Consider the following 23,256-nt stretch of genomic DNA (forward strand, 5'->3'; position numbering starts at 1 on the left):
TGCACAGATGCCCGTGAAATGCGGATTCTTCCTCAGGCCGGGCCGGTCAGGCCTGCAGGCGTGCCCGTACCGCGTCCATCTGTGACCGCAACTCGCCCTCGTCGATGACACCCCGGTCGAGCAGGGTGTGTGCCAGCGCGACGAGCTGGTTCTCCGGGTAGGGCAGGTCGGCGTAGATCGTCGACGACAACCGGTCCTCGTCGTCGCGTCGTTCGACCGCACCGGGGGTGTCCGCGCACGCCGTCGTGGAGTCGGCGACCCGGTCGAGTGCATCGCAGAGTCCGTCGAGGCTCGTCTTCCATGGCGGAACCGGGTTCTCCACACCGTATTTCGCCGCCATGCGGTGCCACACCTGATTGCGCTCGACGATCTCGTCGAGCGGGCGATGGGAAGCGGCGTGTCCGTCGTCGGTCATGTGGCTACTCCCCCGCCGGGTGGACGGCCGGCCGGATGGTGGAGACGACGTTGGTGGTGACGCCCGGTTTCGGCAGGGCGACGCCGATGAGGCAGTCGCGGGTGATGATCTCCGACAACTGCTGCTCGGTCCATCCTTCGGTACCCTCGGGGCGCTGCGGCATCACCATGAACCGATGCTTCTGATTGGAGTCCTGCACGCGCACCGAGACTCCATCCGGGAGTTGAAGTCCGAACTCCGACAGTACTTGTCGGGGCCATCGCACCATCCGGCGACGGTAGTTCGGGGTTCGGTACCACTCGGGTGAGTTCCCCAGGATGGGACGCGGGTAGCACGAGCACAACGCGCACACGATCACGTGGTGCACGGTGGGGGTGTCGGCCAGGATCTCGAAAGCCGTGAAGTCACTGGGTGTTCCGAATCCGGTCGGTTCCAGCCAGTCGACACCGACCTCCTTGCTGGCCGCCATCGGGTCGTCGAGTGCCAGCTTCTCGAACTCGGGATCGAGCCAGGCCCGGGCGACGAGTTGCGCGGCGGGCGTCGGTCCGATCTGCTCGGCGAACTCGGTGAAGCGTCGATGTTCCTCGGCGGTGAAGAGCCCCTTCTCGATGCAGAGCTCACGCAGCGCGATCTCGAGCACCTCGAAGTCGGTGATCTCGTCGACCATCGGCTTGACCGTACGGTCGTGGTCGTGGTCATGAGAGCCGTGGTCGTCGCTCATCGGTCTTGGTCCTCTCCGTCGGCCGATTCGAGCCAGCGTTCGGGGATCTCGGTCTGCAGGGTGTCGTCGGCGGGCCCGGTGTAGCCGTGCCAGAGGTCGCCCATGACGAACCGGATCACGTAGAACCACTCCGGTTGGGCATCGGAGAGACCCCAGGTCTCGTCCTCGGGCGCGGGGCTCTCGTACGCGACGGCAGCCACCTCGCCGATGGCCCCCCGGACGTATTCCGGTGTGCGCGTGTACAGCAGGACGGGAAGCTCGCGCACTCGGACCCGGTCGCCGATCGCGAACGCGGCGTCACCTGCCCGTCCGGCATAGATCTGCGGGTCGCCGACCCCGATCGCGTGGCGGTGATGGGTGTTCCGGGGAACGTCGGATCCGTCGCCCACGCTGCGGGGCCGGGCTTCGAGGCGCCGGCCCTCGAGCCCCCCGGCGTATCGCTGTCCGACGTCGAGCATGCGCTCACTGAGCTCACCGAGCGCGATGTGGTGTTTCTCGACGAGGATTCTCGCGACGGCCAGCAACCAGCGTCCGTAGTAAGGGATTCCGAGGTAGACGGCGCGACCGACGTCGACGTTGCCGATTCGACGCCGCTCCTCGGACAACCAGATCCCGCGCCAGGCGAGCACCTCGCACATGACGTAGGTCATGTGCTCCCATTCCTCGTAGGCCTTGCCCTCGTAGGTGATCGGGGCGTCGGGCTCACCGCCGACGTCGTGCACGGGCTTCATGTAGGCGACGAATCGGCTGTGATCGAGGAGGTCGGGCGTCGGCGCATCCGGCAGCTCGGGATACGAGGACTTCAGTCGCGCAACGAGATCGAGTTGCCTCGCACGTTCTTCGGCAGTGCTCACCGGACACCTCCCGGACGCCATGTCCGATATTGTGGAGCGCAGTTGCGGGAGAATTTACACGCCGTCAGCGGGATCCCGAGGCGTTTTCGTCCGACCCCGGCGGCACCCGGCGGCACCCGGCGAGCCCCCGCGCTCCCTGATCCGAAAGAACCACAGACCCACTGGCCCCCGTGCCCCCTGAGGTGTGAGCGAAGCAAGCGCCCCGTGCCCCCTGAGGTGTGAGCGAAGCGAGCGCCCCGTGCCCCCTGAGGTGTGAGCGAAGCGAGCCTCGAAGGGTCAGGTGAGGAGCCGGCCGTAGGCCGCGACGAAGAGCTCCACGCACACGTCGAGGATCTCGTCGAGCGCGAAGCGCTGCGTGTCGGACTCCCCCGCGCCCGCGATGTACCAGTCGACGAGCAGCTGGGTGACCGCTCCGACGAGGCCCACCGACGCCAGGCGCTCGCGGTCGGACTGCGGTCGCGCGCCACGGGCCAGCGCCAGGATGAGTGCCGCCCAGTCGTGGATGGCGCGCATACGGACACGTTCGATCTCCGGGGACACACCCACCACTTCGACGAGCATCACCCGTGCGCGTCGGGGATCGTCGGCGAGGCAGGACATGAAGGCGCCCAGGGCGGCACGAGCGACATCCGGAACACGTTCGGCAGCAACACCTTCCGAAGAACCCACGAGTTCGGGATCGGCGTCGGCGATCTCGGCGGCGGACCGTACGGTCGCCGCCCGGACGAAGGCCACACAGTCGTCGTACACGGCGACGAGCAGATCGGCGCGGTCGGTGAACGACTCATAGAAATATCGCTGCGTCAGACCGGCGTGGTCGCAGATGCCCTTGACCGAGACCTTGGCGTACCCGTCGGTGCCGAAGGTGTCGAGTCCGGCCGCGATCAGAGCGGCGCGACGACGTTCCCGGCGCTGCGTCGGGTCGGCCCCGCCATACCGACGCCCGGGCGAATTCTCCGACGGCGATGGCAATGGCGGCGTCGACGTCGACGGGGACGGCTCCGGCACGGACGCCACGCGATCTCCCTCCGACTCTTTACAGCGCTACTTCTGACACGATACCTTGTCAGAAGGAACTGACATGGAGTCGTGTCAGATGATGTCGTGAGGGGTACACCGTGCTGGAGTTCTTGCCGGAGCCGATGCGTGAGCCGACTGTGCTCGCGATCCCGTTCTTCGTCACTCTGCTCGCCATCGAATGGTTCGCCGCGGCCAAACTGGAGCACGACGAGCACTCGCTGACCGCGGACGGTGCCGCCGAGTCGGACATCGCCGGACGACCCGGGCAGGCGCCGCCGGGCGCCTACGACTCCCGGGACGCGCGGTCGAGCGTGTCGATGGGACTGGTGTCGATCGTGACCAGCGCCTTCTGGAAGTTCCTCGGTCTACTGCTGTACACCGCACTGTTCGCCTATGTCGCCCCGTGGCAACTCCCGGCGGACGAGTGGTACACGTGGGTGATCGCGTTCGTGGGCGTCGACTTCCTCTTCTACTGGAGCCATCGCGTCTCCCACCGGGTCCGCCTGGTGTGGGCGACCCACCAGGCCCATCACTCCAGCGAGTACTTCAACTTCGCGACGGCCCTCCGGCAGAAATGGAACATCAGTGCTGCGGTCCTGATGTGGATTCCGCTCCCCCTGCTCGGCGTCCCGCCGGCGCTGGTGTTCGCCGCCTATTCGCTGAACCTGATCTACCAGTTCTGGATTCACACCGAGCGGATCAAAACCATGTGGGCGCCCTTCGAATTGGTGTTCAACACACCGTCGCACCATCGCGTGCACCACGGCTGCGACCCTGAGTACCTCGACCGCAACTACGGCGGCGTCTTCATCGTGTGGGACCGCATGTTCGGCACGTTCGCCCCGGAAGTCCGGCGCCCCCGCTACGGATTGACCAAACCCGTCGACACCTACAACATCGTCCGACTGCAGACGCATGAGTACGCGGCGATCGCGCGGGATGTTCGTGGGGCGTCGTCGTGGCGTGCCCGCCTCGGCTACGTCTTCGGACCACCGGGGTGGACGCCCCGCGATGTCGGACCGGATGCACCGCGCCCGGCGTCGACCCCGACGGCCGTCACCGGCTCGACGACGGCGGAACCGGCCGCCTGAGTTCGGCCGCGCGGCACCACGATCGGCGCGTCAGCCCGCCATCGTGATGCGAGAGATCTCCGCCTGGTAGCCGCTTCCCGAACTCGGCAGACTGGTGAGCCAGACCATCACGTATCGGGTGGTCGGCGCCTGCGCGATCGGAATCGTGGTCGACGCCTGGTCCACCTGGCCCGACGCCACCGTCGTGGTCCGGGCGAAGGCCGGGCGGGCCGACGGCGCGGTACGGATCTCGACACCGATGCCGGGCGTCGGACTCTCGATGGTGACCGACCGGACCGCGCGCTCCGTGCCGAGGTCGAACATGAGTCCCAGCCCCGGCTTGAGTCCGCCGAAATCCGGTCGGCCGCGGTAGTTGTCGGTCTGCCACGGCGGTGCGGCGCCGGTGATCACATTGCGCACGTTCGCCGAGTTGTCCGGCGTCTGCGCGGAGAAGTCGACCACCGACACCGATTGCAGCGCGATGGGCTGCGGTGCGGCCGGTGTCGCGGGGGTCGGTGGCGGGTTGGCGCCGGGCGTGGGCGCGGGTTCGCTGGTGGTCAGGATCGAGTCGATGTCGCTCGGCCCGCTGCTGCCCCCGAAGACGTTGGTGGCACCCACGATCAGCGCGATGACGATGAACAGCGCCAGGAGTCCGGCGCCGATCAGCAATGCCAGGTTGCGGCGCGGCGGCTTCTCGCCGCCGCCACCCAGACGCGGTGTCACCGTCACCGGCGGCGGGGCGTCGGCGTCGGTGATCGCCGGCAGCATGTCGGTGTTCAGGTCGACCACGGTGGCCTGATCGAGGACGTGCTGCACGGTGGCAGCGGTGCGGATGCCGCGGGATCCGTCGAGTGCGCGCGCGGCGACCGCCGAGATCTCGAACGGGATGTCGGGCTTGGCGACGCGGGGCTCGACGGGCTGTCCGTCCTCGCCGGGGGTCGCGACCGGAATCCCGCCCACGGGTTCGGTGTTCTCCGCAGTGGTGATCAGCCGGGAACCGTTCGCCGGGTCGAGGGCCCAGCGGTTCAGCAGCAGCGCGTACAGAACGGCTCCGAGTCCGCGCACGTCGGACGCCTTGTCATCGCCGGCCAGGGTGCCCGGGAACGCCAGAACGGCATTGCCGTCGTGGCTGATGCGAATGCGATCGGGATGGTCGATCGACAGCGCACCACCGGAGCGGTGGGCGATCTCGGCGGCCGCCGCGAGCGAACGCACCGCACGAGCGGCTCCGATCGGCGACGGTTCGGACCTCGCCACATCGGCCAGCGACGACCCCGGCACCCACTCGGCGACGACGATCCCGCCCGACGATCCGCGGACGACGTCGAGGACGCGTGCCACCCCGTCGGAGTTGATCTGCCCGAGACGCAGGGTGCGCGACAGCACTGCCTGGGGTCCCTGGTCGGAGATCCTCGCGCCCTGGCCGCGTTCGGGTGGCGGAGCCAGTTGCTCGGCGTCGACGAAGGTGAGCGCGACCTCGCGGTCGAGATTGATGTCCTGCGCCCGCCAGAACTGGAGTCCGCGGGTGCCGCCGTGTTGCTCCAGCAATCGGTATCGACCGCCGGCGACCGCCGCGCCGGGGACGAGGCGGGGTCCGCGGCGGCGTGGGCTCGACGAGTCGTCGGTGGTACCGGTCGTGCCGGTATCGGCAACGGCGGGAGTCGGGATCGGCGGAGTGGGTGCGTCGCCTGCTCCGGGCTCGGCGGGCGGCCCGGTGGCAGCAGTGGTGTCGATCTCACTGTCACTCACGCGACGGACTCCTCTCCTGCGGTATCTGATGTCGCGCGGTACCGGCGCGCGCTCCGGGATGGGACGCACATCCCGCGTCGCGCCGATGGCGCCACCGGAGTGTACGGAGTACGACTGCCACGTCGCGGTACCTCTGTCGAAGCGGCGCAGCACCTGTACCTGACCAGAGTACGGGAGCGATTCGTCGCCGGTGACCCGCGGAAACTGAACTGTGATCGCCGGTGACTGTTCACGTTCGGGCTGCGGCGGCGGTGCGAGGGACGGGATGAACCGGCCCAGGAGTCGTCGTACCGCGAGGCCGATCGCGACGACGTCGGGCACGCGGGCGGCAGCGAGGCCCGCGTAGGTCACCGCGAGCACCACTGCCGCGGTCAGCCCGAGGTAGAGAACGGATCCCACCTTGCCCAGCCAGCCGATCATCTGGTCGAGGCCGGTCAGTTTCGCGACGGCCCAGACCGTCGCGGACACTCCGATCGAGACGGCGAGGGTGACGACGGACGTGCGTGCCACATCGGAGAGCCGTGCCCCGTGGAGCCGGCTGCGGAGCAGGAAATGACCGACGACGGCACCGACGAGATAACCCAGGCCGTTGGACAGCGCGAGCCATCGCACGACGAGTTCCGGATCGTCGAAGAGCACCGGCCCGAGGTACGACGACGCGACTTTCACCACCGTGATGCCCAACGCGATGAACGTCGGGGTCCACGCGTCCTCGCGCGCATAGAACACGCGGAGTTGGACGAGTGTCATCGAGTACGGGATGAGCGTGAACGCGCCCCAGGACAGCACCGAGCCCAGCTGCGACGCGGACGCCGCGTCGAACTTGCCGAAGTTGAACACCGCGATGGCGATGGCCGGTCCGAAGAACGTCATGAAGGAGACGACCGGGACCAGCGCGACCATCGTGAGCCTGGTGGCCAGCGACAGGTCGTCGACGACGGCCTTGGTGTCGTCCGCGGTGGCGTTGCGGGACAGCCTCGGCATGATCGCGGTCAGGATGGTGACGCCCAGCACGCCGTACGGGAGCTGCAGCAACTGCCAGTGGGTGAAGTAGATGCTGACGCCCGACGCGTCGGCCGACGACGCGATCCGGTAGGTCACGATCAGGCCGACCTGGAGAAGCGCGACGTACGCGACGATGGCGACCGCCATGTTCCCGAACTGGCGAAGCCGGTCATCGATGCCCCATTGGAGGCGGAGACGCACCCCTGACTTGCGCAGGAACGGCACCAGGATGAGCGCCTGCAGGACCACACCGGTCGTGCAGCCGACGCCCAGCACCAGGAGCTGCGGATCCGACATCCGAACGGGATTGAGTGTGATCTCGCCGGGCACCACCGCGTAGAGCACGAGCGTGCTGATCTGCACGACGTTGTTCAGGACGGGCGCCCATGCACCCGGCTTGAAGTGCCCGCGCAGGTTGAGGATCGCGATGAACAGCGCGGACAGTCCGTAGAACAGGATCTCCGGCAGCAGCAGGTAGGCCAGCGCGGTGGATAGCTCGCGATTGACCTGCCCGTCTCCCAGATTGAGGTAGGTCAGCAACGGCGCCGCGATCACCGCCACCACCGTCGCGGTCCCGAGGACGACGACGGTGATGGTGAAGATCCGGTTGATGAACCCCTCCCCGCCGTCGGGGTCCTCGGCTTCGGCCCGGGCGAGTAGCGGGATGACGATCGCGGTCAGGACGGCACCGAGGACGACCTCGGCGATCATGTTCGGCAGCACGTCGGCGGCCTGGAACGCCGACGCGATCGCGGGTCCGAGCATCGCGAGGATGAGCACCGTGCGCAGGAAGCCGGTGATCCGACTGAACAGGGTGGCGATGGCGATCGACCCGCTGGTGCGCAGGATGCTCGAGTCGGAGTCGCGCGCCAGCCCGGTCGACGACGCCTTCTCGTCCGGCGCCTTCCCGTCCGGCGCCGCGATGTTGGTCACCGGGCCGCCCGACGGCCGGTCGGGCGCGGGCGCGGTCATGACCCGCGTGTGGCCCTGAGCGGGTGACGCGACGGGTCGGGCCGGCGCCGGTGGGGTCGACGCCGGTGGGGGCGCTGCCGGCGCGGGCGGGCGGGGCGTCGGCGGACGGCCGGCCGAGGGAGCAGGCCGACCGGGTCGTGCATTCCCCGACCGCGGGTCGGCGGCTCTCGGCGTGTCGGTCCTCGGGTCGGGAGCTCGCGGCGGGGTCGATCGCGGGTTCGGGGACCCCGGCGGGATCCTCGTCGGGGGAACCCGGTCACCCGGTGTCCGGTCCGGCGGGATCCGTCGGGGTGCGGCGCGCTCGGGACGTTGGTGCGGCGCCGGGCCGGGTTTCCCCGACCGCGGCGCGCGCGGCTCATCGTTCCAGGTCACGTCGCTTCTGCCGCCGTCCTCGGGTCGTCTGATGTCGGTCATGAGGGGCCATCGCCCGGTTCCTCGCCAGGCATCCGACCCTCGCTCTGCAGGGTACGGCGTCGTTCCTGATACCCGCTTCCGGCGAGCATCCGCTCGAGTTCGTCGGGTTCGGGACGATCGGCATCGGCGGGATCGGGCTGGCCGCGGAAACGATGCCACAGTCGGCGTGCGGTGAGCAGGACGAGCGCCGCCGCGGCGAGAATCGTGATGTAGAAGAGCGGTTTGCCGTACGCATTGGTGTGCACGGACAGACTGATCGACTCACCGAGCGGCACACCGGTGACCGTCGACAGCCGGATCTCGACACTGATCGCCTCGGACGTCTCCCCCTGTGTGGGCAGCTGGATCTGTCGGGTGCCGCGGGCCGGGATCTCGATGACGCCGAGGTCGCCGATCTCGATATCGGCCGGCTCGGACGTGGTGATCCGGGCACGCACCGGCAGGGCGAGGTCGTTCTTCACGACCAGCAGCAGCGGACTGCGTTCGGAGGCCAGCGTGTAGCGACCGCCGGGATCGAGGATCGTGACCGACTGGGCCATCCGGTGCAGGGTCGACGACACCGCGTCGATGCGTTCGGTCTGCGTCCGTCGCAAGTGCGTGTAGACGGCCGAACCCCACGCGTCCGGCGAGCGGATCGCGCGCAACTGGTCCTCGCGCAGCGGGGACATGTAGCGCTCGGGGGTCGCGGCGACGTCCGCCGAGCGCACCAGGGCGCCCTCGAACTGCCAGCTGTCCTCGACATTGCGCCGGATCGATGCGGTCGCGTCGGTCGTCAGCACCGACCCGATGCGACTGATCGGTCCCACCCCGGGCGGGTCGATCAGTCGTGCCTGCTCGGGCGCGGACCCGAGTTCGGAGACGAGCGTCGCCAGCGGCGTCGGGGTCGCCGCACCGGACTCGAGCAGCAGGCGCGCGGTGGTGAACAGGGCTTCGGCGTCCGCGCCGGTCGGTGACCAGTACGTCGGCGGCACGAGAAACGCCGATCTGCCGACGACCGGGTCGCGGGGCGACGGCCGGGCGTCTGACCCCGCCGGATCGGACTCCGGAGCGGCGATCGCCGGATACGCCAGCGCGCCGATCGCACTCTGACGCCGGCTCCCCTCGGACTCGTCGGACAGGTCGACGCGCTGATCGGCTGGCGTCAGCGCGGGGGTGGACGGTGCGGTACCGATGGCCGCGAAGGACGCCGTGACGGGTGCGTCGTAGGTCTGCGCCGCGAGTTCACCGATCCGGTAGCGGCCGGTGTCGTCGCGGCGACCGGTCGGTGCGACGGAGTTCGACGACACCGCGGTCGCGGCGAGCTGTGCGGCGGTCAGCGTCGCCGCGCCGTCGGAGTCGATGGCGCCGAGGGCCGGTATCGACAGACCGCGGACGCTCCGGACGCCGAGCACGGTGTCGACGATGTCGGCCGGCGAGCGCAGCGCGGCCTCGGTGAGTCCGGCGTTGCCGATCCGGGACAACGAGTTCAGATCCGCCTGCGCATACGGCAGCGCCACCACGCACATCCGCTGTGCGGTCCAGCGCAGGGTGTCGAGCCAGCGGCCGGCCGCCTCGGCGCCGCTGCCCGGGCGGGTCGACGACCTGGGGTCGGCGGGATTGTCGGACACCTCGTATCCCAGTGACATCGCGCGCACCGTGACGAGGAGGTCGGGATCGATGGCGAGGCACATGCTGTCGGCGAGTTTCTCCGACCCCGGTAGGGCGCCGGGTTCCGGGCTCTCCGATGTCTCGGACGGGGGAGCGTCCGACGCGGCCGAATCCGACTTCGCGGGCGGGGGTTCGCCGACGACCTTCTGCAGGGAGGTCAGCAGCTCGTCGAGCCGCCCACCGTCGGCGACGGATCGCGCCAGGTTCTCGTTGATCAGCCGGACCGGTTCGGTGTTGCCGCCGAGCACACCGGGTGCGAGCTGCGGCGGCGCGGCCAACGGCCACAGCATCGTCATGCGCGCCGGACTCGACAGGTTCGCCGACACCGAGCCGTCCGGTCCCAGACCGGTGACCGGGTCGGTGTCGGAGTACTCCGTGGACGGGTCGACGTACCCGGCGGCCCGGGTGTCGTCGGGCGGCAGGGACAGAACCGGCAACAGCATTCGTGATCCCGCGACCTGCGCGGTGTCGCCGTACTCGGGGGTGCCGTTGACGTTGACCTGCATCGGGTACACACCGGTCCGGGAGATGGCCAGGCCCTGGCCGTCGGGACCGTTGCTCGACGAGAGCGCCATCGACATGCGGAACCCGACGCTCTCGCCAGGTGCGAGCGAGTCGGAGAGGTTCTCGAACGGACCGGCCACCGCGACCGCCGGATCGTCGTCGGCCAGATCGGTGCGCAGTCCGGCGGCGGACGCGACCGGGTCCCCGCGCTCGAGCCGGATGGTGAGGTCGGTGATGGACCGGTCGCCGACGTTGTCGACGCGGCCGCTGACGGTGACGACCGGCCGGCTCGTCGTGGTCACGATGCTCGGCGTCATCGAGTCGATCACGATGCGGGCGAACCTGCTCGGAGACTCCTGATCCGGTGTGTCGGACCCGGTGTCGGACCCGCTGGTGCTCGTCTCCGGCGCCGCCGACGCCGGTCCCGTCGCACCGGACAGGACCGTCAGACCGAGGACGGCCAGGACAACGGCCAGTGCCGCGGCCGCGCCGGACCGCGTCGCACGCGACAGCGCGAAAGGTCGGGACGAACGGGGTGCGGCGGAGGACGGGCGCGGCTCAGCCATCGCCTGCCGCTGGCCGTCGAGGACGGCGTCGGCGCCGACGAGGACGAGCCGGGGGCGGCGGCTCGTTACGGCGCTGGTTGCGCGCGGCGGCGGCTTTCTCATAGGCGTTGGGTTCGGTGCGAATGCTCTCGGCCTCGGACTGGGCCAGCCGGGTCGGGTCGGCGGCGAGTTCGGCGATCACGCCGCGGGCCATCCGGGCGAGTCGTCGCTCGTCAGAGTACGTGAGGCGACGCGGGAGCTCGTGCAACGGCACCCAGGCCACCTCGGACACCTCGTAGTCGGCGTCGGAGAGTTCGCCGCCGATGCACCGCAGAAGGTAGTGGTGCACCGTCTTGTGGATTCGACGCCCCTCGCTGACGAACCAGTAGTCGATCTTGCCGAGCGGGGCCACCACCGTTCCCTGGATACCGGTCTCTTCCTCGACCTCGCGGATCGCGGTCTGCTCGGCGGTCTCGCCGGTCTCGATGTGGCCCTTGGGCAACGACCACATGGTGCGACCCCGCCGGTCGACCCGGCCGATGAGCGCAGCCGACAACTGATCGACGGGGAGGTCGAGGTCGGAGATGACCAGACCACCCGCAGAGGTCTCGCGCACCGTCCGGAGCTTCTCGTTGCCCGCGCGGTCGGAATGCGCGCGCTCGGCGGCGGGACGCTCGGATCCGCGGTCGGTTCGGGACGCGCGTCGTCGTCCCTTCGACGCCTTGCCGCCGGCCTGAGCCGACCCCGCCTGGGCCAGGCCGGTCTTGGTCAGCTTGGCGCTGACGGCGACCATGTCCGAGGGCTTGGGCGGCGTGACACGGGGCCGCGCGCGGTCGGGATCGACGGGGAGTTTGTCGACGGGTTCGGCCTCGACCGGGTCCGGGCATGCGGGATCGGAGGCGCGGGCGCGTGCGAGGTCGTTGGGTGTCGGGTGGTGCGTCGAGGGCGCCGGTTCGGAGGCCGGATTGGGCGAACCCGGTTTGTGGCCCGGCCGGGAACCCGCCTGAGCGGGATTCGGCTGTTTGTTCTTCGGCTGTGTATTCGAGGACTGCGGATGACCGCTCTGCTTGTGCGAAGCCGGGGTGTGCGCCGCCGAGGTACCTCGCGCCTCGGATTTGCGACGGCCCCGGCGTCGACGGCCGCGCCGGGCACGGCGGCCCTGGCCGGCGGGGTTCTGGTCGCCCTGTCCGCCGCCCTCGCCGTGCGCACCCGACGAGACGCCGCTGACGTCTGAAGGGTTGGTCGAGGAATCGGTGGACACTCCACGATGCTAGCGGCTGGTCACCTGCAGTTTGTCCGGACGCCTCCCAGGACGCGTAGGTTGTGGAATCCCGCCTCGGGGGTGCGCCGGAGGTGTATGAGCGGTCGGCGACGAACTGTGCGGCGTCGTCGGCGCGGGTCACGACGGTAGGGTGACAAGCCGTGAACGACACATCCTCGTCCGGGGCGGCGGCGTCTGGGCCCTCACCGAATGGGGCGGTCCCATCGGACACGGCGCGCTCGGACGGGCGGAGCGGTGCGAGCGACCCGGAACGGCGCACGCGCCTGCTCGCCTCCGCCGCGATCGCGCTGCGCGGACTCGACGATGTCCTCGTGCCCCTCGGCGAACTGTTCGAGACCGCGGGCCACGAGCTGTACCTGGTGGGCGGCTCGGTGCGCGACGCCGTCCTCGGCCGTCTCGGCAACGACCTCGACTTCACGACCGACGCGCGTCCGGAAGCGGTCTCCCAGCTGCTCCGGGGCTGGGCCGACGCGTTCTGGGACGTCGGCATCGAGTTCGGCACGGTCGGGGTCCGCAAGGGCGATCACCTGATCGAGATCACGACGTTCCGGGCGGACTCGTATGACCAGGTCAGTCGTAATCCCGAGGTCACCTTCGGCACCTCGCTCGAGGACGATCTGATCCGACGCGACTTCACCGTGAACGCGATGGCGGTGCAGATCGGTTCGTCGGGGGCCCAGGATTTCCGGGACCCGTTGGACGGTCTGACCGCACTGCTGTCGGGGATCATCGACACCCCGGCAACCCCCGAGCAGTCCTTCGGCGACGACCCGCTCCGGATGCTGCGTGCGGTTCGGTTCGTCTCCCAGCTGGGATTCCGGCTCGCTCCGCGGGTGTGGCAGGCCATCACCGAGATGAACGGTGAGATCGATCGCATCACCGTCGAACGCATCCGCACCGAGCTGGACAAACTGATCTGCGGCGAGTTCCCGATCGAGGCGATCGACGCCATGGTCGAGACCGGTCTGGCCGAGCGGGTGCTGCCCGAGGTGCCGGGGATGAAACTCACCATCGACGAGCACCATCAGCACAAGGACGTCTACCAGCATTCGCTGACCGTGCTCCGCCAGGCCATCGACCTCGAGGACGGCGATCCGGACCTGGTGTTGCGCTGGGCAGCCCTGCTGCACGACATCGGCAAACCCGCGACGCGCCGCCACGAACCGGGGGGCGGCGTCAGCTTCCACCACCACGAGGTGGTGGGCGCGAAGATGGTGCGCAAACGGATGCGGACGCTGAAGTACCCGAAGGCGGTGGTGGCCGACGTCGCGCAACTGGTCTTCCTGCACCTGCGGTTTCACGGATACGGCGACGGCGCGTGGACCGATTCGGCAGTCCGTCGGTACGTCACCGATGCCGGTCCCCTGCTGGACAGACTGAACAAACTCGTGCGCGCCGACTGCACCACTCGCAACAAGCGGCGCGCCCGGCGACTGCAGCAGAACTACGACGATCTCGAGCAGCGGATCGCCGCCCTGCAGGCGGCCGAGAACCTCGAGAAGGTCCGACCCGACCTCGACGGCAACGCCATCATGGAACTCCTCGGCGTGCCGCCCGGCCCGATCGTCGGCCAGGCGTGGCGTCACCTCAAGGAACTTCGACTCGACCGCGGCCCCCTGAGCCGCGACGAGGCGGAGGACGCCCTGCGGGAATGGTGGGCGGCCCGCGGCGGGAACTGACCAGTCTGTGCCGACGGTGGACCCGCCGCGCTCAGCTCGCGGGTGCGAACACCTCGATCGCGTGGGGTACCGCCTCGAAGACGGCGGGCAGCTGTCCGATGAGGTCACCGTCGACCGACACGAGGGCCGGCGGGTCGCAGTAGAGTTCGACCTCCGCGCCGCGCATCGTCCGTACGTTCGGGCTGTCGATGTGCTTGCCCGAGAACACCTTCGGGAAGACGCGAGCGATCGTCCAGCGGGCCATCCGCGGCGGGGTCAGCGCGAGTGTCACGTCGAGCTGGCCGTCGGTGATGGAAGCCGCAGGCGTGATCTTCATACCGCCGCCGTATGACGTGGTGTTGCCGATCGCGGCGAAGATGAGGTCGGATTCGACGGCGTGGTCGTCGACGCGGACCTGGTAATGGCGCGACCGCAGCGCGAGGAGTTCGAGCAGTGCGGCGATCGTGTACCGGGACTGTCCGCGCGGGCGGCGCATGTCGATGGCCCGCGCGGTGACGGCCGCGTCGAATCCGGTGGCGGCGACCGTGCTGAACAGCGCGGTCTGACCGTCCGGGAAGCTGACGCGTCCGAGGTCGATCGCTCGCCGGTGACCGGCGAGGATGACCTCGACGGCGTCCGCCGGATCGAGCGGGATGCCGAGGTTGCGGGCGAAGTCGTTCCCGCTGCCGGCCGGGATGACGGCCAGTGGTTTGCCGGAGCCGATGGTGGCCTCGACCGCCAGACGCACCGTGCCGTCGCCCCCCACGACGACGATGACGTCGGTGTCTCCCCGGGCTGCCTTGCCCGCGAGGTCGGCGGCGTCGGCGACGTCCTCGCCGACGATGATCTCCACCTCCACGTCCCGGGCGCGCAGAAGTTCTGCGGCATCATGGGCTACACGGAGTCCTGCTCCGTGACGCGCGTACGGACTGGCCACGAGTGTGGCGTGTTCGATAGTCATATGAGTCGGCCCCCCGCCCTTCAAGTGATCCGTTACAGTGTTACACATCATGGCAATCCGTAACGAGGAGATCGGCGATCTCGTTCTGGATGCAGCACGGAGCTGTCTGCTGCGAAGCGGCGGACGCAAGGTGACTGTCTCCGAGGTGGCCCGACAAGCAGGCGTCAGTCGACCCACCGTGTACCGCCGCTGGCCCGACATCACCGAGATCATCCGCGCTCTGTTGACCCGCGAGGTCCTCGGGGTGGTCGAGGGGGCCATCGGCGGGGCCGGCGAACCCGCCGACCTGGAGGCGCTCGTCGCCCGGGTGGTGTCGGTGGTCGGCGCGCTCCGGGACGACGAACTGATCGCCTCGCTGTGGCGCGAGCAGCGAGACTTCATGTCGCCGTACGTATTCGAGCGTCTCGGTACGAGCCAGCAGGGAATTCTCGCGATTCTCGCGGACATGCTGTCGGCGGGTCAGGAACGGCGTCAGGTGCGTGCGGGCGACGCCAAGCGCATGGCGGCGATGGTGCTGCTGATCGCGCAGTCGTTCCTGCAGTCCGGAGCGCTGGTGTCCGACATCCTCGCGGAGGGGTGGAGCGTCGAACTGCACGAGATGCTGGCCGGTTACCTGCGGCCGGTCGGTCCGGGCGCCAACGGATGACGGCGTGAGTGCCGATGTCACGGTGGTGAGTTCCTGATGGCGACCCTGTCCGCCGGCACGCGCCGCCGTGCGCTGGACCGTCTCGCGTCCGGTGAGCCCCTCGACCTGCTGGTCATCGGAGGTGGCGTCACCGGCGTCGGTGTGGCGCTCGACGCCGCCACCCGGGGGCTGCGCGTGGCTCTCGTCGAGAAGGACGATCTGGCAGCGGGCACCTCGCGATGGAGCAGCAAGCTCGTCCACGGCGGCCTGCGGTACCTGGCGAGGGGCGAGCTCCGGATCGCGCGCGAGAGCGCCATCGAACGTCACCACCTGATGACCGCCATAGCCCCGCATCTGATCGCCCCCCTTCGGCAGATCATCCCCGATCGCGGCGGCCGGCACAGCTCGATCATCCGTTTGGGACTCCGAACGGGGGACATCCTCCGACGCAACGCGGGTACCCCGGACTCGTTGTTGCCCCCACCCTCACGGCTGTCGGCGCTGGAGACGCTCGGCCGTTGCCCGGCCGTGTCGCCCGACGGCTTGCGCGGCGGGATCTCCGCCGCCGACGGTCAGCTCATCGACGACGCGCGGCTGGTCGTCGCCCTCGCGCGGACGGCCGCGGGTTACGGCGCGTCGATCTGCACCCGCGTCCGGGCCGACCGCGTGGACGGCCGCGGGGCCACCCTGACCGACCGAGAGACGGGTGAGAGTTTCGACGTCGGCGCCCGGATGGTCGTGAACGCCACCGGCGTCTGGTCCGGTGGTGTCGACGATGCCATCGCCGTACATCCCAGTCGCGGAACGCATCTCGTCATCGACGCGGCCAGGCTGGGGTTTCCCGACGCCGCCCTGATGTGCCCGCTGGGCACCTCGGTGTCGCGGTTCGTCTTCGCGATACCGGCCCAGCTGGGACGTGTATACGTCGGTATCACCGACGTCGCCGCGCCGGGGCCCATCCCGGACGTCCCGACGCCGGACGAGGCGGAGATCGACTTCCTTCTCGATGCGATCAATCCCGCGCTCGCGCGACCACTCGACCGCTCGGACATCGTCGGCACGTTCGCCGGTCTGCGACCGCTCGTCGACACCCGCGGCGGCCGTGACGCCGACGCCCTGGCCGATGTCTCGCGGCAGCACCACGTCGGTGTCCGCGGCGATGGCCTCGTCAGCGTCCTCGGCGGCAAGCTCACCACCTACCGGCGCATGGCACAGGACGCCGTCGACGCCGCGCTGGCGACCACCGATCTGTCCGCCGGAGACTGCGTCACGACCACGACGCCGCTGGTCGGGGCGCTGCGGAGCCCGCGCGAGCACGGTCTGCCGTCGTCGTTGGTGCAGCGCTTCGGCGGTGAGGCCCCCGCGGTCGTGGACGCCGCCACACTCGACCGTCCCCTGGACCCGATCGTCACCGGCATCGATGTGACCCGCGCCGAGATCGAGTTCGCGATGACCCACGAAGGGGCTCTCGACGCCGACGACATCCTGCACCGGCGCACGCGGATCGGACTCGTCCGCCGCGACGCCGACGCGGCCCGCCCGGAGATCGAGCGGATCGTCGGCGAGGTCCTCGGGTGAGGAGTCCGGTGTCGAGGCGTTCCCGGGTGTGTCAGTAACCCATCGTGCGCAAGGCGTCGGCGACGCGGTCGAGGTCGGCTCTGCGCACGTCGAGATGCGGGCTGATCCGGAGGACCGGGTGTTCGGTCGCGAGCGGCGCGCGCCAGGTGTCGGCGGCGGTGACCAGGACGCCGAGTGAGAGCAACTTGTCGCGGGCGGCGGCGATGTCGTCGAACTGCCACCCGGGCGGTGGTGCGAGGGTGACGATCGCGGACGGCTCGTCGAGTGGTTCGAGCACCTCCCAGCTCGCGATGCCGTGGAGCCGTTCCCGGGTGGCCTGACCGATCTTCGCGAGTTCGCGGAAGACGCGCTGCTGACCGATCTCGAGCAGCTCGCGCACGGCGACACCGAGTCCGAGTCGTCCGGCGATGAACGCATCGGAACCGTCGATGTGGACCGGCCGCAACGAGTCTCGGCGTACCGCGACGAACCCGACGCCACGCGGGCCGGTGAGCCATTTACGGCTGGTGCCGTAGACCACGTCGGCGCCGGTGACGGTGGGGACGTGACCCACCGACTGCGCCATGTCCACCACGACGGGCACGCCGGCCCGGTGTGCGAGTTCGACGATCCGCGTGACCGGCTGCACCACACCGGACATCGAGCCGATGTGGCAGACGTGGATGAAGTCCGGCTGATCGAATTGCAGCATGTTCTCGAGTGCGTCGGTGTCGACGTGACCGTAGACGTCGCCGTCGGGCATCGTCCGTACCGCGTAGCCGCGGCGCTCGAACTCCTCGAGGTTGGGCCCGAATTCGTTCTTGGCCACCCACACCGTCGAGGTGACGGGGAGGCTCCAATGGGTGAGAAGCGCACGCAGCGCGGCGCGGGCGCTCTCGCGGAAGACGATTTCGTCGCCTGTGTGGCCGATCAGAGCAGCGAGATTCCTTGTGTCGCGCGCGATCTCGTCGGCGCGGTCGTCAGCGGCGACATAGGAGCCGCGTTCGGTCTCCCGCCACAGGTGCGCGGTCATCGCGCCGATCAGCGCATACGACGAGCGGCCCGCCGAAGCAGAGTCGAGATGTGCCAGGGCTGGTTCGAGCCGGGCCGCGTGCCACTGCTCGCCGAGATCGCTGACATACATGGGCCACAACCTACCGGGTGGTCGTGTGCTGGGTCACCACGCGGGTGGTGTGGGTGACGCATTGTCCGGGGTGTGTTCCGTCCCGGGGGAACCGGACAGGGTCCCCCTGCGTCCAAGAACCCATGGAGCCGGTGATCGAGTACTTCTTCGGGCCCGGCGACGGTTCGATGACGCGCTGGTTCTCGCCGGCCGACCTCATCCTCGGGGAGACACCGGGCGGGGGCACCGAGAATGCCGTCGCGCTCGACTTCGACGGCGACGGACGTCGTGACGACGCGATGTGGGACACCGACGCGGACGGTGTCGCCGATGTCGCCGCGCTCGACGTCGATGACGATGCCGGACCCGAGGCCTTCTACCGCGACTCCGGGGCCGGTCTCTGGGACCGGCCTGTCGCGCGGCTCGAACTCGATGAGCCGGTACCGCGACACGACGCGCCCGAGCGGACCACGGAGTCGCCGGCGGCGCACGTCACCCGGGTCGACCTCGACGACGATGGTGACCCCGACGCGGAGATCGTGGGAGCCGATCGGGGTGGCCGGATCGTCGGCGAACGCCTGTACGTGGATGCCGACGCCGACGGCGGTCACGATGTGGCGCTGGTGGACGTGAACGGAGATGGGGTCGCCGACGCTGCCTACGACCGACGGGATCCGCGGTTCACGCGGCGGGGTCGGTGACGGTCGTCCGCACCGTCGTGGGATCGGCGGACCAGTGCCCGCGTGGATGCAGGAGGCGCACCACGAGCATCCCGACCAGGTACAACACCACCCCGAGCACCACCAGCCCGACCGCCTGGCCGTCGTCGGGGATCGCGAGGGCCGCGACGGTCACCGCGCCCACGTAGGCGATGTTGAACACCGCGTCCTGGACCGAGAAGACCTGGCCGCGCACCGCGTCGCCGACGTCGACCTGCATGGCCACGTCACCACACAGCTTCGCGACCTGGCCGATGAGCCCGAGCACGAACGCCGAACCGCAGATCACCGCGAACTCGAAGCTCAGCACCGACAGCTCCGCGACGGCCCCGACGCCCAGGGCGACGAGGAGCGTCACGTACCGACCCACCCGTGCCACCGCGATCGGCGTGATGACGGCGGCGAGAAGCGCCCCGGCGCCGGTGAACCCGATGACCACGCTGACCCGGTCGACACCGTCGCCGGGACCCATCTGGCGCGTCAGCACCAGGATCATGAGTGTGTTCATCCCGAACACGAGCCGATGGGCTCCGATCGCCGACAGTGCGGCGGCCACGGTCTTGTGGTGCCGGACGGCTCGAGCGCCGTGCCACAGCCCGACGGAGACCGCGTGCAGCGCCGATCGGCCCGGATCGTCGGGCTCGTCGGGTCCGAGCTGCAGCGGACGGAACCCGTGTGCCAGCCCGCCGGAGACGACGGCCAGCACGATCCCGGCGAGCATGGTGAGTGCACTGCCGACGTTGTCGTCGCCGAAGATCGCGCGCAGTCCCAGTGTGACGCCGAGCCCGACGGTGAGCATCGCGCCGCCCAGTGTCGTGAACAGCGCGTTGGTGGCCACGAGCACCTCGCGCCGCGCGACGTGCGGCAACCCGGCGGACAGACCGGCGGCCACGAACCGGCTCGCGCCCGTCGCGGCGAGCGCGGAGATCAGCACCACGACGTCGGGTGCGCCGGAGGCGACCGCCAGTGCGACGAGCCCGATGATCAGCCCGCGCAGGAGGTTCGCATACAGCAGCACGTTGCGTCGATCCCAGTGGTCGAGCAACGCCCCCGCGAACGGGCCGATCAGCGAATACGGCAGCAGGAGAACCGCAAGACCGCCGGCCACCGCGAGTGGGTCGGCGTGACGCTCGGGGTTGAAGAGAATGCTGCCGACCAGCGCGGCCTGGAAGATGCCGTCGGTGATCTGACTCGACAGACGGACCGACAACAAGCGGCCCAATCCCGGTGAGGATCGGAGGGAATGGATGAACACCGACCACCCGCGTTGGTCGCGGGTCACCTGGGCGCTGCTCACTGATCCAGGGTACCGAGCCGACGATGGACCTCGCCGGGCACGGACGTGCGATGATGGTCGGGTGGCCGGAGGTGAAGACGCAGACGACCCCACACCGGAATTCCGCCCCGGAGAGCACTCGGCGGGCAGCGGTGGTGGTGCACGTATGCCCGGAGTCCCCTGGGACGCCGACCCCACGCCGCGGGTGCGTCCCGGTACCGCGCTGATCGCGTCGACCGACCTCGTCGAGCCCACCTTCGCGCGGACTGTCATCTACGTCATCGAGCACAACGAGTCGGGCAGCCTGGGCGTCATCCTCAACCGGATGAGCCAGACCGCCGTGCACAATCTGCTGCCGCAATGGACCGACATCGCGGCGTCGCCGCGCGCCCTCTACGTCGGCGGACCCGTGAATCAAGAGGCCGCCCTGTGCCTGGGTGTGGTCAAACCCGGCACCGACATCGACGACGTGCCTGCTCTGCGCCCGGTGGACGGCCGGGTCGTCCTCGTGGACCTCGACGCCGACCCCGAACCTCTCGCCGACGTCCTGGAGGGCGTCCGGATCTTCGCGGGGTACAGCGGCTGGGGAATCGGGCAGCTCGACGACGAACTCGACCAGTTCAGCTGGATGATCGCGTCGGCACTCCCCCGCGATCTGCTCGCGCCGCCGGCGTCGGACGTGTGGTTCGACGTCCTGCGCAGGCAGGCCTGGCCCAAACCCCTCCTCGCGACCCACCCGATCGATCTCAGCCTGAACTGAGCCCCGCACGGCCGTGTCGGTGATGCTGAGCATTCCCTGAGACACCCCGTGATCCAGGTCACGAACGAGGTGTTAGGTTGTTGTCGGCTTGGTCACAAGCTCGCTGGATGAACCGTTTGTTTCTCCAGCGCATGACATGCGGGGGTGTGCATGAGCGGGTCGAAGAGTGCTCGGGTTCTGGTCTGGGTGGTCCTCGCGGTGGTCGCGCTGGTTGCGCCGATCGCGGTGGCCGGCGCCGCGCCGGCCGGACCGAGCGGCGGTGCCGATGCGGCGCGATGGGCGGCGAGCCATGACGGCCCGCAACCGTACGCCGGCGTCAACGTCACCTGGGACGTGCCGATCCGGATGAGCGACGGCACGGTGCTCCGGGCCAACGTGTACCGCCCGGCCGACGTCCGCGAGCGCCCCACGTCGACGAAGACGCCGGTCATCGTCAACATGACGCCGTACACCAAGCTGATCACCACTGTCGGATCGGCGGTGCTGCAGAACCCGGTCCTCGAGCCCTACCTCCTCCAGATCGCGCGGTCGATCAACCTGTCCGGAACGCCGATCGACGGCATCAACGACATCGCACACACGATCCGCGACGGCGGCGCGAAGACCTTCCTCGTCGACTTCGACCTCGTGCGCAGCGGGTACACGCAGGTCGTCGTGGACGTGCGGGGCACCGGTTTCTCGCAGGGGGTCTGGGATGTGTTCCAGTCGCGGGAACAGCGCGACACCATCGAGGTGATCGACTGGGCGTCGAAGCAGCGGTGGTCGAACGGCAAGGTCGGCATGTCGGGGGTGTCGTACTCGGCGATCAACCAGATCCAGGCCGCCAACAAGAACCCGGAAGCACTCAAGGCGATCTTCCCGGTCGAGCCGGGCGGCGACCTCATCCGCGACATCGTCGCCCCGGGCGGCGCACTCGGCGTCGGCTTCCTGCCGCTGTGGCTGACATTGGTCAACACCACCAAGATGATCCCGAACGTCGCGTCGATGCTGAACGGCACGTTCGACTGGAAGTGGCTGGCGGACCGGATCTCCGACCCCTTCACCTTCTACCCGCAGCTGTTCGCCGCGCTCCTGACCCCCGACATCCCGTCGGTGCCGCCGAACCTGAAGGCGTTGCTGGACAACAACTCCGAACCCCGGTCGTCGTGGCTCGACCACGCCGACCGCATCACCACGCCGACGCTCATCTACGGCGGGTGGTTCGACCTCTTCACGAACAGCGAAGTCCGGATGTACAACAACATCCCGCTGCCGCCCGGCAAGAAGCAACTGATCATGGGCGACGGCTATCACCTCACGATCGGCGGCGGCCAGGAGGGACGGCGGAACACCCCGCCCCGGCTGGACGTCTTGCAGAAGGCGTGGTTCGACAAGTGGCTCAAGGGAATCGACAACGGGGTCGACTCCTACGGGCCCGTCAACCTCAAGCAGGTCGGCGACTCGTGGATCACCGCGCAGCAGTTCCCGCGTGCCGGTATGGAACGTCAGCGGCTCTATCTCGGCGACCGGCGCAGCGGCACCGCGGCGCATGCGGTGCGTGGCGGCAGCTTGACGCCCGCGCCCTCCCCATCGCGGGCCCGGATGACCATCGCGCCCGGCCTGGCACCGATGTGTTCACGCGACGCCGCACAGCAACTGGCCGGTGCACTCGCGATCTTCCCCTTCTGCGCCGACGACGCACGCATCTCCGAGCGCGCCGCCTTGTCGTTCACCACTCCCCCGCTGACCACGACGCGCAGCGTGTCCGGGTACGCCAACGTGCGGTTGAACACCGTCCTCGACGCCACCGACGGCTACTGGACCGCCACCCTGAACGACGTCGCCCCCGACGGGACGTCGAAGGTGCTCACCTCCGGTCAGGTGATGGCCTCGCTGCGCGGGTACGACGAGGCGGCATCGCAGTTCGCGCCCAACGGTGACGTGATCGACCCGTTCTACGAGCTGACGCTGGCGTCGCGCCAGCCCGTCGTGCCGGGCCGTCCGGTCAGTGTCGACATCGGTCTGCTGCCGACGGAGGCTCTCATCAAGCCGGGGCACCGTCTGCGGGTCGACGTGTTCGCGATGAACTTCCCGCGAGGACTGCCGCTGCGTCCGCTGCTGAACGAGTCGGGCCTGCGGCCGCAGCACATCCAGCTCGACCCGAACCGGCCGAGCTTCGTGAACCTGCCGCTGTCGACACCGGTGGGCCGGCCCGTCCCCTCTGCTCCCTGAGGAGCGCCCGGAGCTTGCGGAGGGCCACCCCCTTTGCTCCCTGAGGAGCGCCCGGAGCTTGCGGAGGGTGCGTCACGAAGGGTCCGGCGACCGAGGTTGCGAAATCATTCTTGACGCTCGCAAGCTCCCTGTTCCGAAAGGAGCGGCCCCCATTGCTCCCTGAGGTGC

Annotated in this window: 17 protein-coding genes; 7 read left to right on the top strand and 10 right to left on the bottom strand. The window is 69.4% G+C overall.

The genetic code is table 11. The features are described 5' to 3' along the window. Positions 1-46 precede the first annotated feature (46 nt). The 4 genes from AMD30_RS16480 to AMD30_RS16495 form a co-directional block, all read right to left on the bottom strand. Positions 47-415 (bottom strand): hypothetical protein, encoded by a 369-nt coding sequence (locus AMD30_RS16480; RefSeq protein ID WP_055476369.1) that lies wholly within the window; start codon positions 413-415, stop codon positions 47-49. 4 nt (positions 416-419) lie between these two features. Next, on the bottom strand, positions 420-1,136 hold the full coding sequence (scnC, locus tag AMD30_RS16485; protein WP_055476370.1) for a thiocyanate hydrolase subunit gamma: 717 nt from the start codon (positions 1,134-1,136) through the stop codon (positions 420-422). Then, a complete protein-coding gene (locus AMD30_RS16490) occupies positions 1,133-1,990 on the bottom strand; it encodes an SH3-like domain-containing protein (protein ID WP_055476371.1) in 858 nt (285 codons plus the stop codon). The genes scnC and AMD30_RS16490 overlap by 4 nt, the downstream gene beginning before the upstream one ends. Before the next feature lie 276 nt (positions 1,991-2,266). Next, complete coding sequence (locus AMD30_RS16495) at positions 2,267-3,007, bottom strand: TetR/AcrR family transcriptional regulator (protein ID WP_055476372.1); 741 nt, start codon at positions 3,005-3,007, stop codon at positions 2,267-2,269. Positions 3,008-3,108: 101 nt separating this feature from the next. On the opposite strand from AMD30_RS16495, the gene AMD30_RS16500 reads away from it, so the two are divergent. After that, positions 3,109-4,101: a sterol desaturase family protein gene (locus AMD30_RS16500; RefSeq protein ID WP_055476373.1), complete on the top strand. Its 993-nt coding sequence runs from the start codon at positions 3,109-3,111 to the stop codon at positions 4,099-4,101. A gap of 30 nt (positions 4,102-4,131) precedes the next feature. On the opposite strand, the gene murJ is transcribed toward AMD30_RS16500, so the two are convergent. The 3 genes from murJ to AMD30_RS16515 all read right to left on the bottom strand — a co-directional run bounded on the left by murJ (position 4,132) and on the right by AMD30_RS16515 (position 12,177). Then, positions 4,132-7,806 carry a murein biosynthesis integral membrane protein MurJ gene (gene murJ, locus AMD30_RS16505; protein ID WP_084817300.1) on the bottom strand — a complete coding sequence of 1,225 codons (3,675 nt, stop codon included), beginning with the start codon at positions 7,804-7,806 and terminating at the stop codon, positions 4,132-4,134. Between the two features lie 410 nt (positions 7,807-8,216). Next, on the bottom strand, positions 8,217-11,039 hold the full coding sequence (locus tag AMD30_RS16510; RefSeq protein ID WP_231632754.1) for a hypothetical protein: 2,823 nt from the start codon (positions 11,037-11,039) through the stop codon (positions 8,217-8,219). Next, a complete protein-coding gene (locus AMD30_RS16515) occupies positions 10,930-12,177 on the bottom strand; it encodes an NUDIX hydrolase (RefSeq protein WP_014928714.1) in 1,248 nt (415 codons plus the stop codon). The genes AMD30_RS16510 and AMD30_RS16515 overlap by 110 nt, the downstream gene beginning before the upstream one ends. Before the next feature lie 284 nt (positions 12,178-12,461). On the opposite strand from AMD30_RS16515, the gene AMD30_RS16520 reads away from it, so the two are divergent. Further along, positions 12,462-13,877: a CCA tRNA nucleotidyltransferase gene (locus tag AMD30_RS16520; protein WP_055476385.1), complete on the top strand. Its 1,416-nt coding sequence runs from the start codon at positions 12,462-12,464 to the stop codon at positions 13,875-13,877. 31 nt (positions 13,878-13,908) lie between these two features. Here the strand turns inward: AMD30_RS16520 and AMD30_RS16525 are convergent, their stop codons facing one another. Then, positions 13,909-14,817 (bottom strand): diacylglycerol/lipid kinase family protein, encoded by a 909-nt coding sequence (locus tag AMD30_RS16525; RefSeq protein WP_055476374.1) that lies wholly within the window; start codon positions 14,815-14,817, stop codon positions 13,909-13,911. 49 nt (positions 14,818-14,866) lie between these two features. On the opposite strand from AMD30_RS16525, the gene AMD30_RS16530 reads away from it, so the two are divergent. Beyond that, positions 14,867-15,463, top strand: a complete 597-nt coding sequence (locus AMD30_RS16530) for a TetR/AcrR family transcriptional regulator (RefSeq protein ID WP_055476375.1) — start codon at positions 14,867-14,869, stop codon at positions 15,461-15,463. A gap of 36 nt (positions 15,464-15,499) precedes the next feature. Further along, positions 15,500-17,020, top strand: coding sequence for a glycerol-3-phosphate dehydrogenase/oxidase (locus AMD30_RS16535; RefSeq protein ID WP_055476376.1), 1,521 nt, complete (start codon positions 15,500-15,502; stop codon positions 17,018-17,020). A 31-nt stretch (positions 17,021-17,051) separates the two neighbouring features. Here the strand turns inward: AMD30_RS16535 and AMD30_RS16540 are convergent, their stop codons facing one another. Further along, positions 17,052-18,143, bottom strand: a complete 1,092-nt coding sequence (locus AMD30_RS16540) for an aminotransferase class V-fold PLP-dependent enzyme (RefSeq protein ID WP_055476377.1) — start codon at positions 18,141-18,143, stop codon at positions 17,052-17,054. Positions 18,144-18,265: 122 nt separating this feature from the next. Here AMD30_RS16540 and AMD30_RS16545 point away from each other — a divergent pair, with 122 nt between their 5' ends. Continuing rightward, on the top strand, positions 18,266-18,823 hold the full coding sequence (locus AMD30_RS16545) for a hypothetical protein (RefSeq protein WP_055476378.1): 558 nt from the start codon (positions 18,266-18,268) through the stop codon (positions 18,821-18,823). On the opposite strand, the gene AMD30_RS16550 is transcribed toward AMD30_RS16545, so the two are convergent. Beyond that, positions 18,804-20,138: an MFS transporter gene (locus AMD30_RS16550; RefSeq protein ID WP_055476379.1), complete on the bottom strand. Its 1,335-nt coding sequence runs from the start codon at positions 20,136-20,138 to the stop codon at positions 18,804-18,806. The genes AMD30_RS16545 and AMD30_RS16550 overlap by 20 nt on opposite strands. 145 nt (positions 20,139-20,283) lie before the next feature. On the opposite strand from AMD30_RS16550, the gene AMD30_RS16555 reads away from it, so the two are divergent. Together AMD30_RS16555 and AMD30_RS16560 are read left to right on the top strand one after the other, a co-directional pair. Further along, a complete protein-coding gene (locus tag AMD30_RS16555) occupies positions 20,284-20,877 on the top strand; it encodes a YqgE/AlgH family protein (RefSeq protein WP_010843086.1) in 594 nt (197 codons plus the stop codon). Positions 20,878-21,027: 150 nt separating this feature from the next. Then, positions 21,028-23,088, top strand: coding sequence for a CocE/NonD family hydrolase (locus AMD30_RS16560; protein WP_055476380.1), 2,061 nt, complete (start codon positions 21,028-21,030; stop codon positions 23,086-23,088). Positions 23,089-23,256 lie beyond the last annotated feature (168 nt).

This window comes from Gordonia sp. HS-NH1 (assembly GCF_001418765.1).
GTDB lineage: Bacteria > Actinomycetota > Actinomycetes > Mycobacteriales > Mycobacteriaceae > Gordonia.

Bases quoted from the DNA above. Each gene is read 5' to 3' on its own strand.
- AMD30_RS16480 (WP_055476369.1), bottom strand. From the start codon at position 415: ATGACCGACGACGGACACGCCGCTTCCCATCGCCCGCTCGACGAGATC.
- scnC (WP_055476370.1), bottom strand. From the start codon at position 1,136: ATGAGCGACGACCACGGCTCTCATGACCACGACCACGACCGTACGGTC.
- AMD30_RS16535 (WP_055476376.1), top strand. From the start codon at position 15,500: ATGGCGACCCTGTCCGCCGGCACGCGCCGCCGTGCGCTGGACCGTCTC.
- AMD30_RS16545 (WP_055476378.1), top strand. From the start codon at position 18,266: ATGGAGCCGGTGATCGAGTACTTCTTCGGGCCCGGCGACGGTTCGATG.
- AMD30_RS16530 (WP_055476375.1), top strand. From the start codon at position 14,867: ATGGCAATCCGTAACGAGGAGATCGGCGATCTCGTTCTGGATGCAGCA.
- AMD30_RS16525 (WP_055476374.1), bottom strand. From the start codon at position 14,817: ATGACTATCGAACACGCCACACTCGTGGCCAGTCCGTACGCGCGTCAC.
- AMD30_RS16510 (WP_231632754.1), bottom strand. From the start codon at position 11,039: ATGAGAAAGCCGCCGCCGCGCGCAACCAGCGCCGTAACGAGCCGCCGC.
- AMD30_RS16560 (WP_055476380.1), top strand. From the start codon at position 21,028: ATGAGCGGGTCGAAGAGTGCTCGGGTTCTGGTCTGGGTGGTCCTCGCG.
- AMD30_RS16540 (WP_055476377.1), bottom strand. From the start codon at position 18,143: ATGTATGTCAGCGATCTCGGCGAGCAGTGGCACGCGGCCCGGCTCGAA.
- AMD30_RS16555 (WP_010843086.1), top strand. From the start codon at position 20,284: ATGCCCGGAGTCCCCTGGGACGCCGACCCCACGCCGCGGGTGCGTCCC.
- murJ (WP_084817300.1), bottom strand. From the start codon at position 7,806: ATGACCGCGCCCGCGCCCGACCGGCCGTCGGGCGGCCCGGTGACCAAC.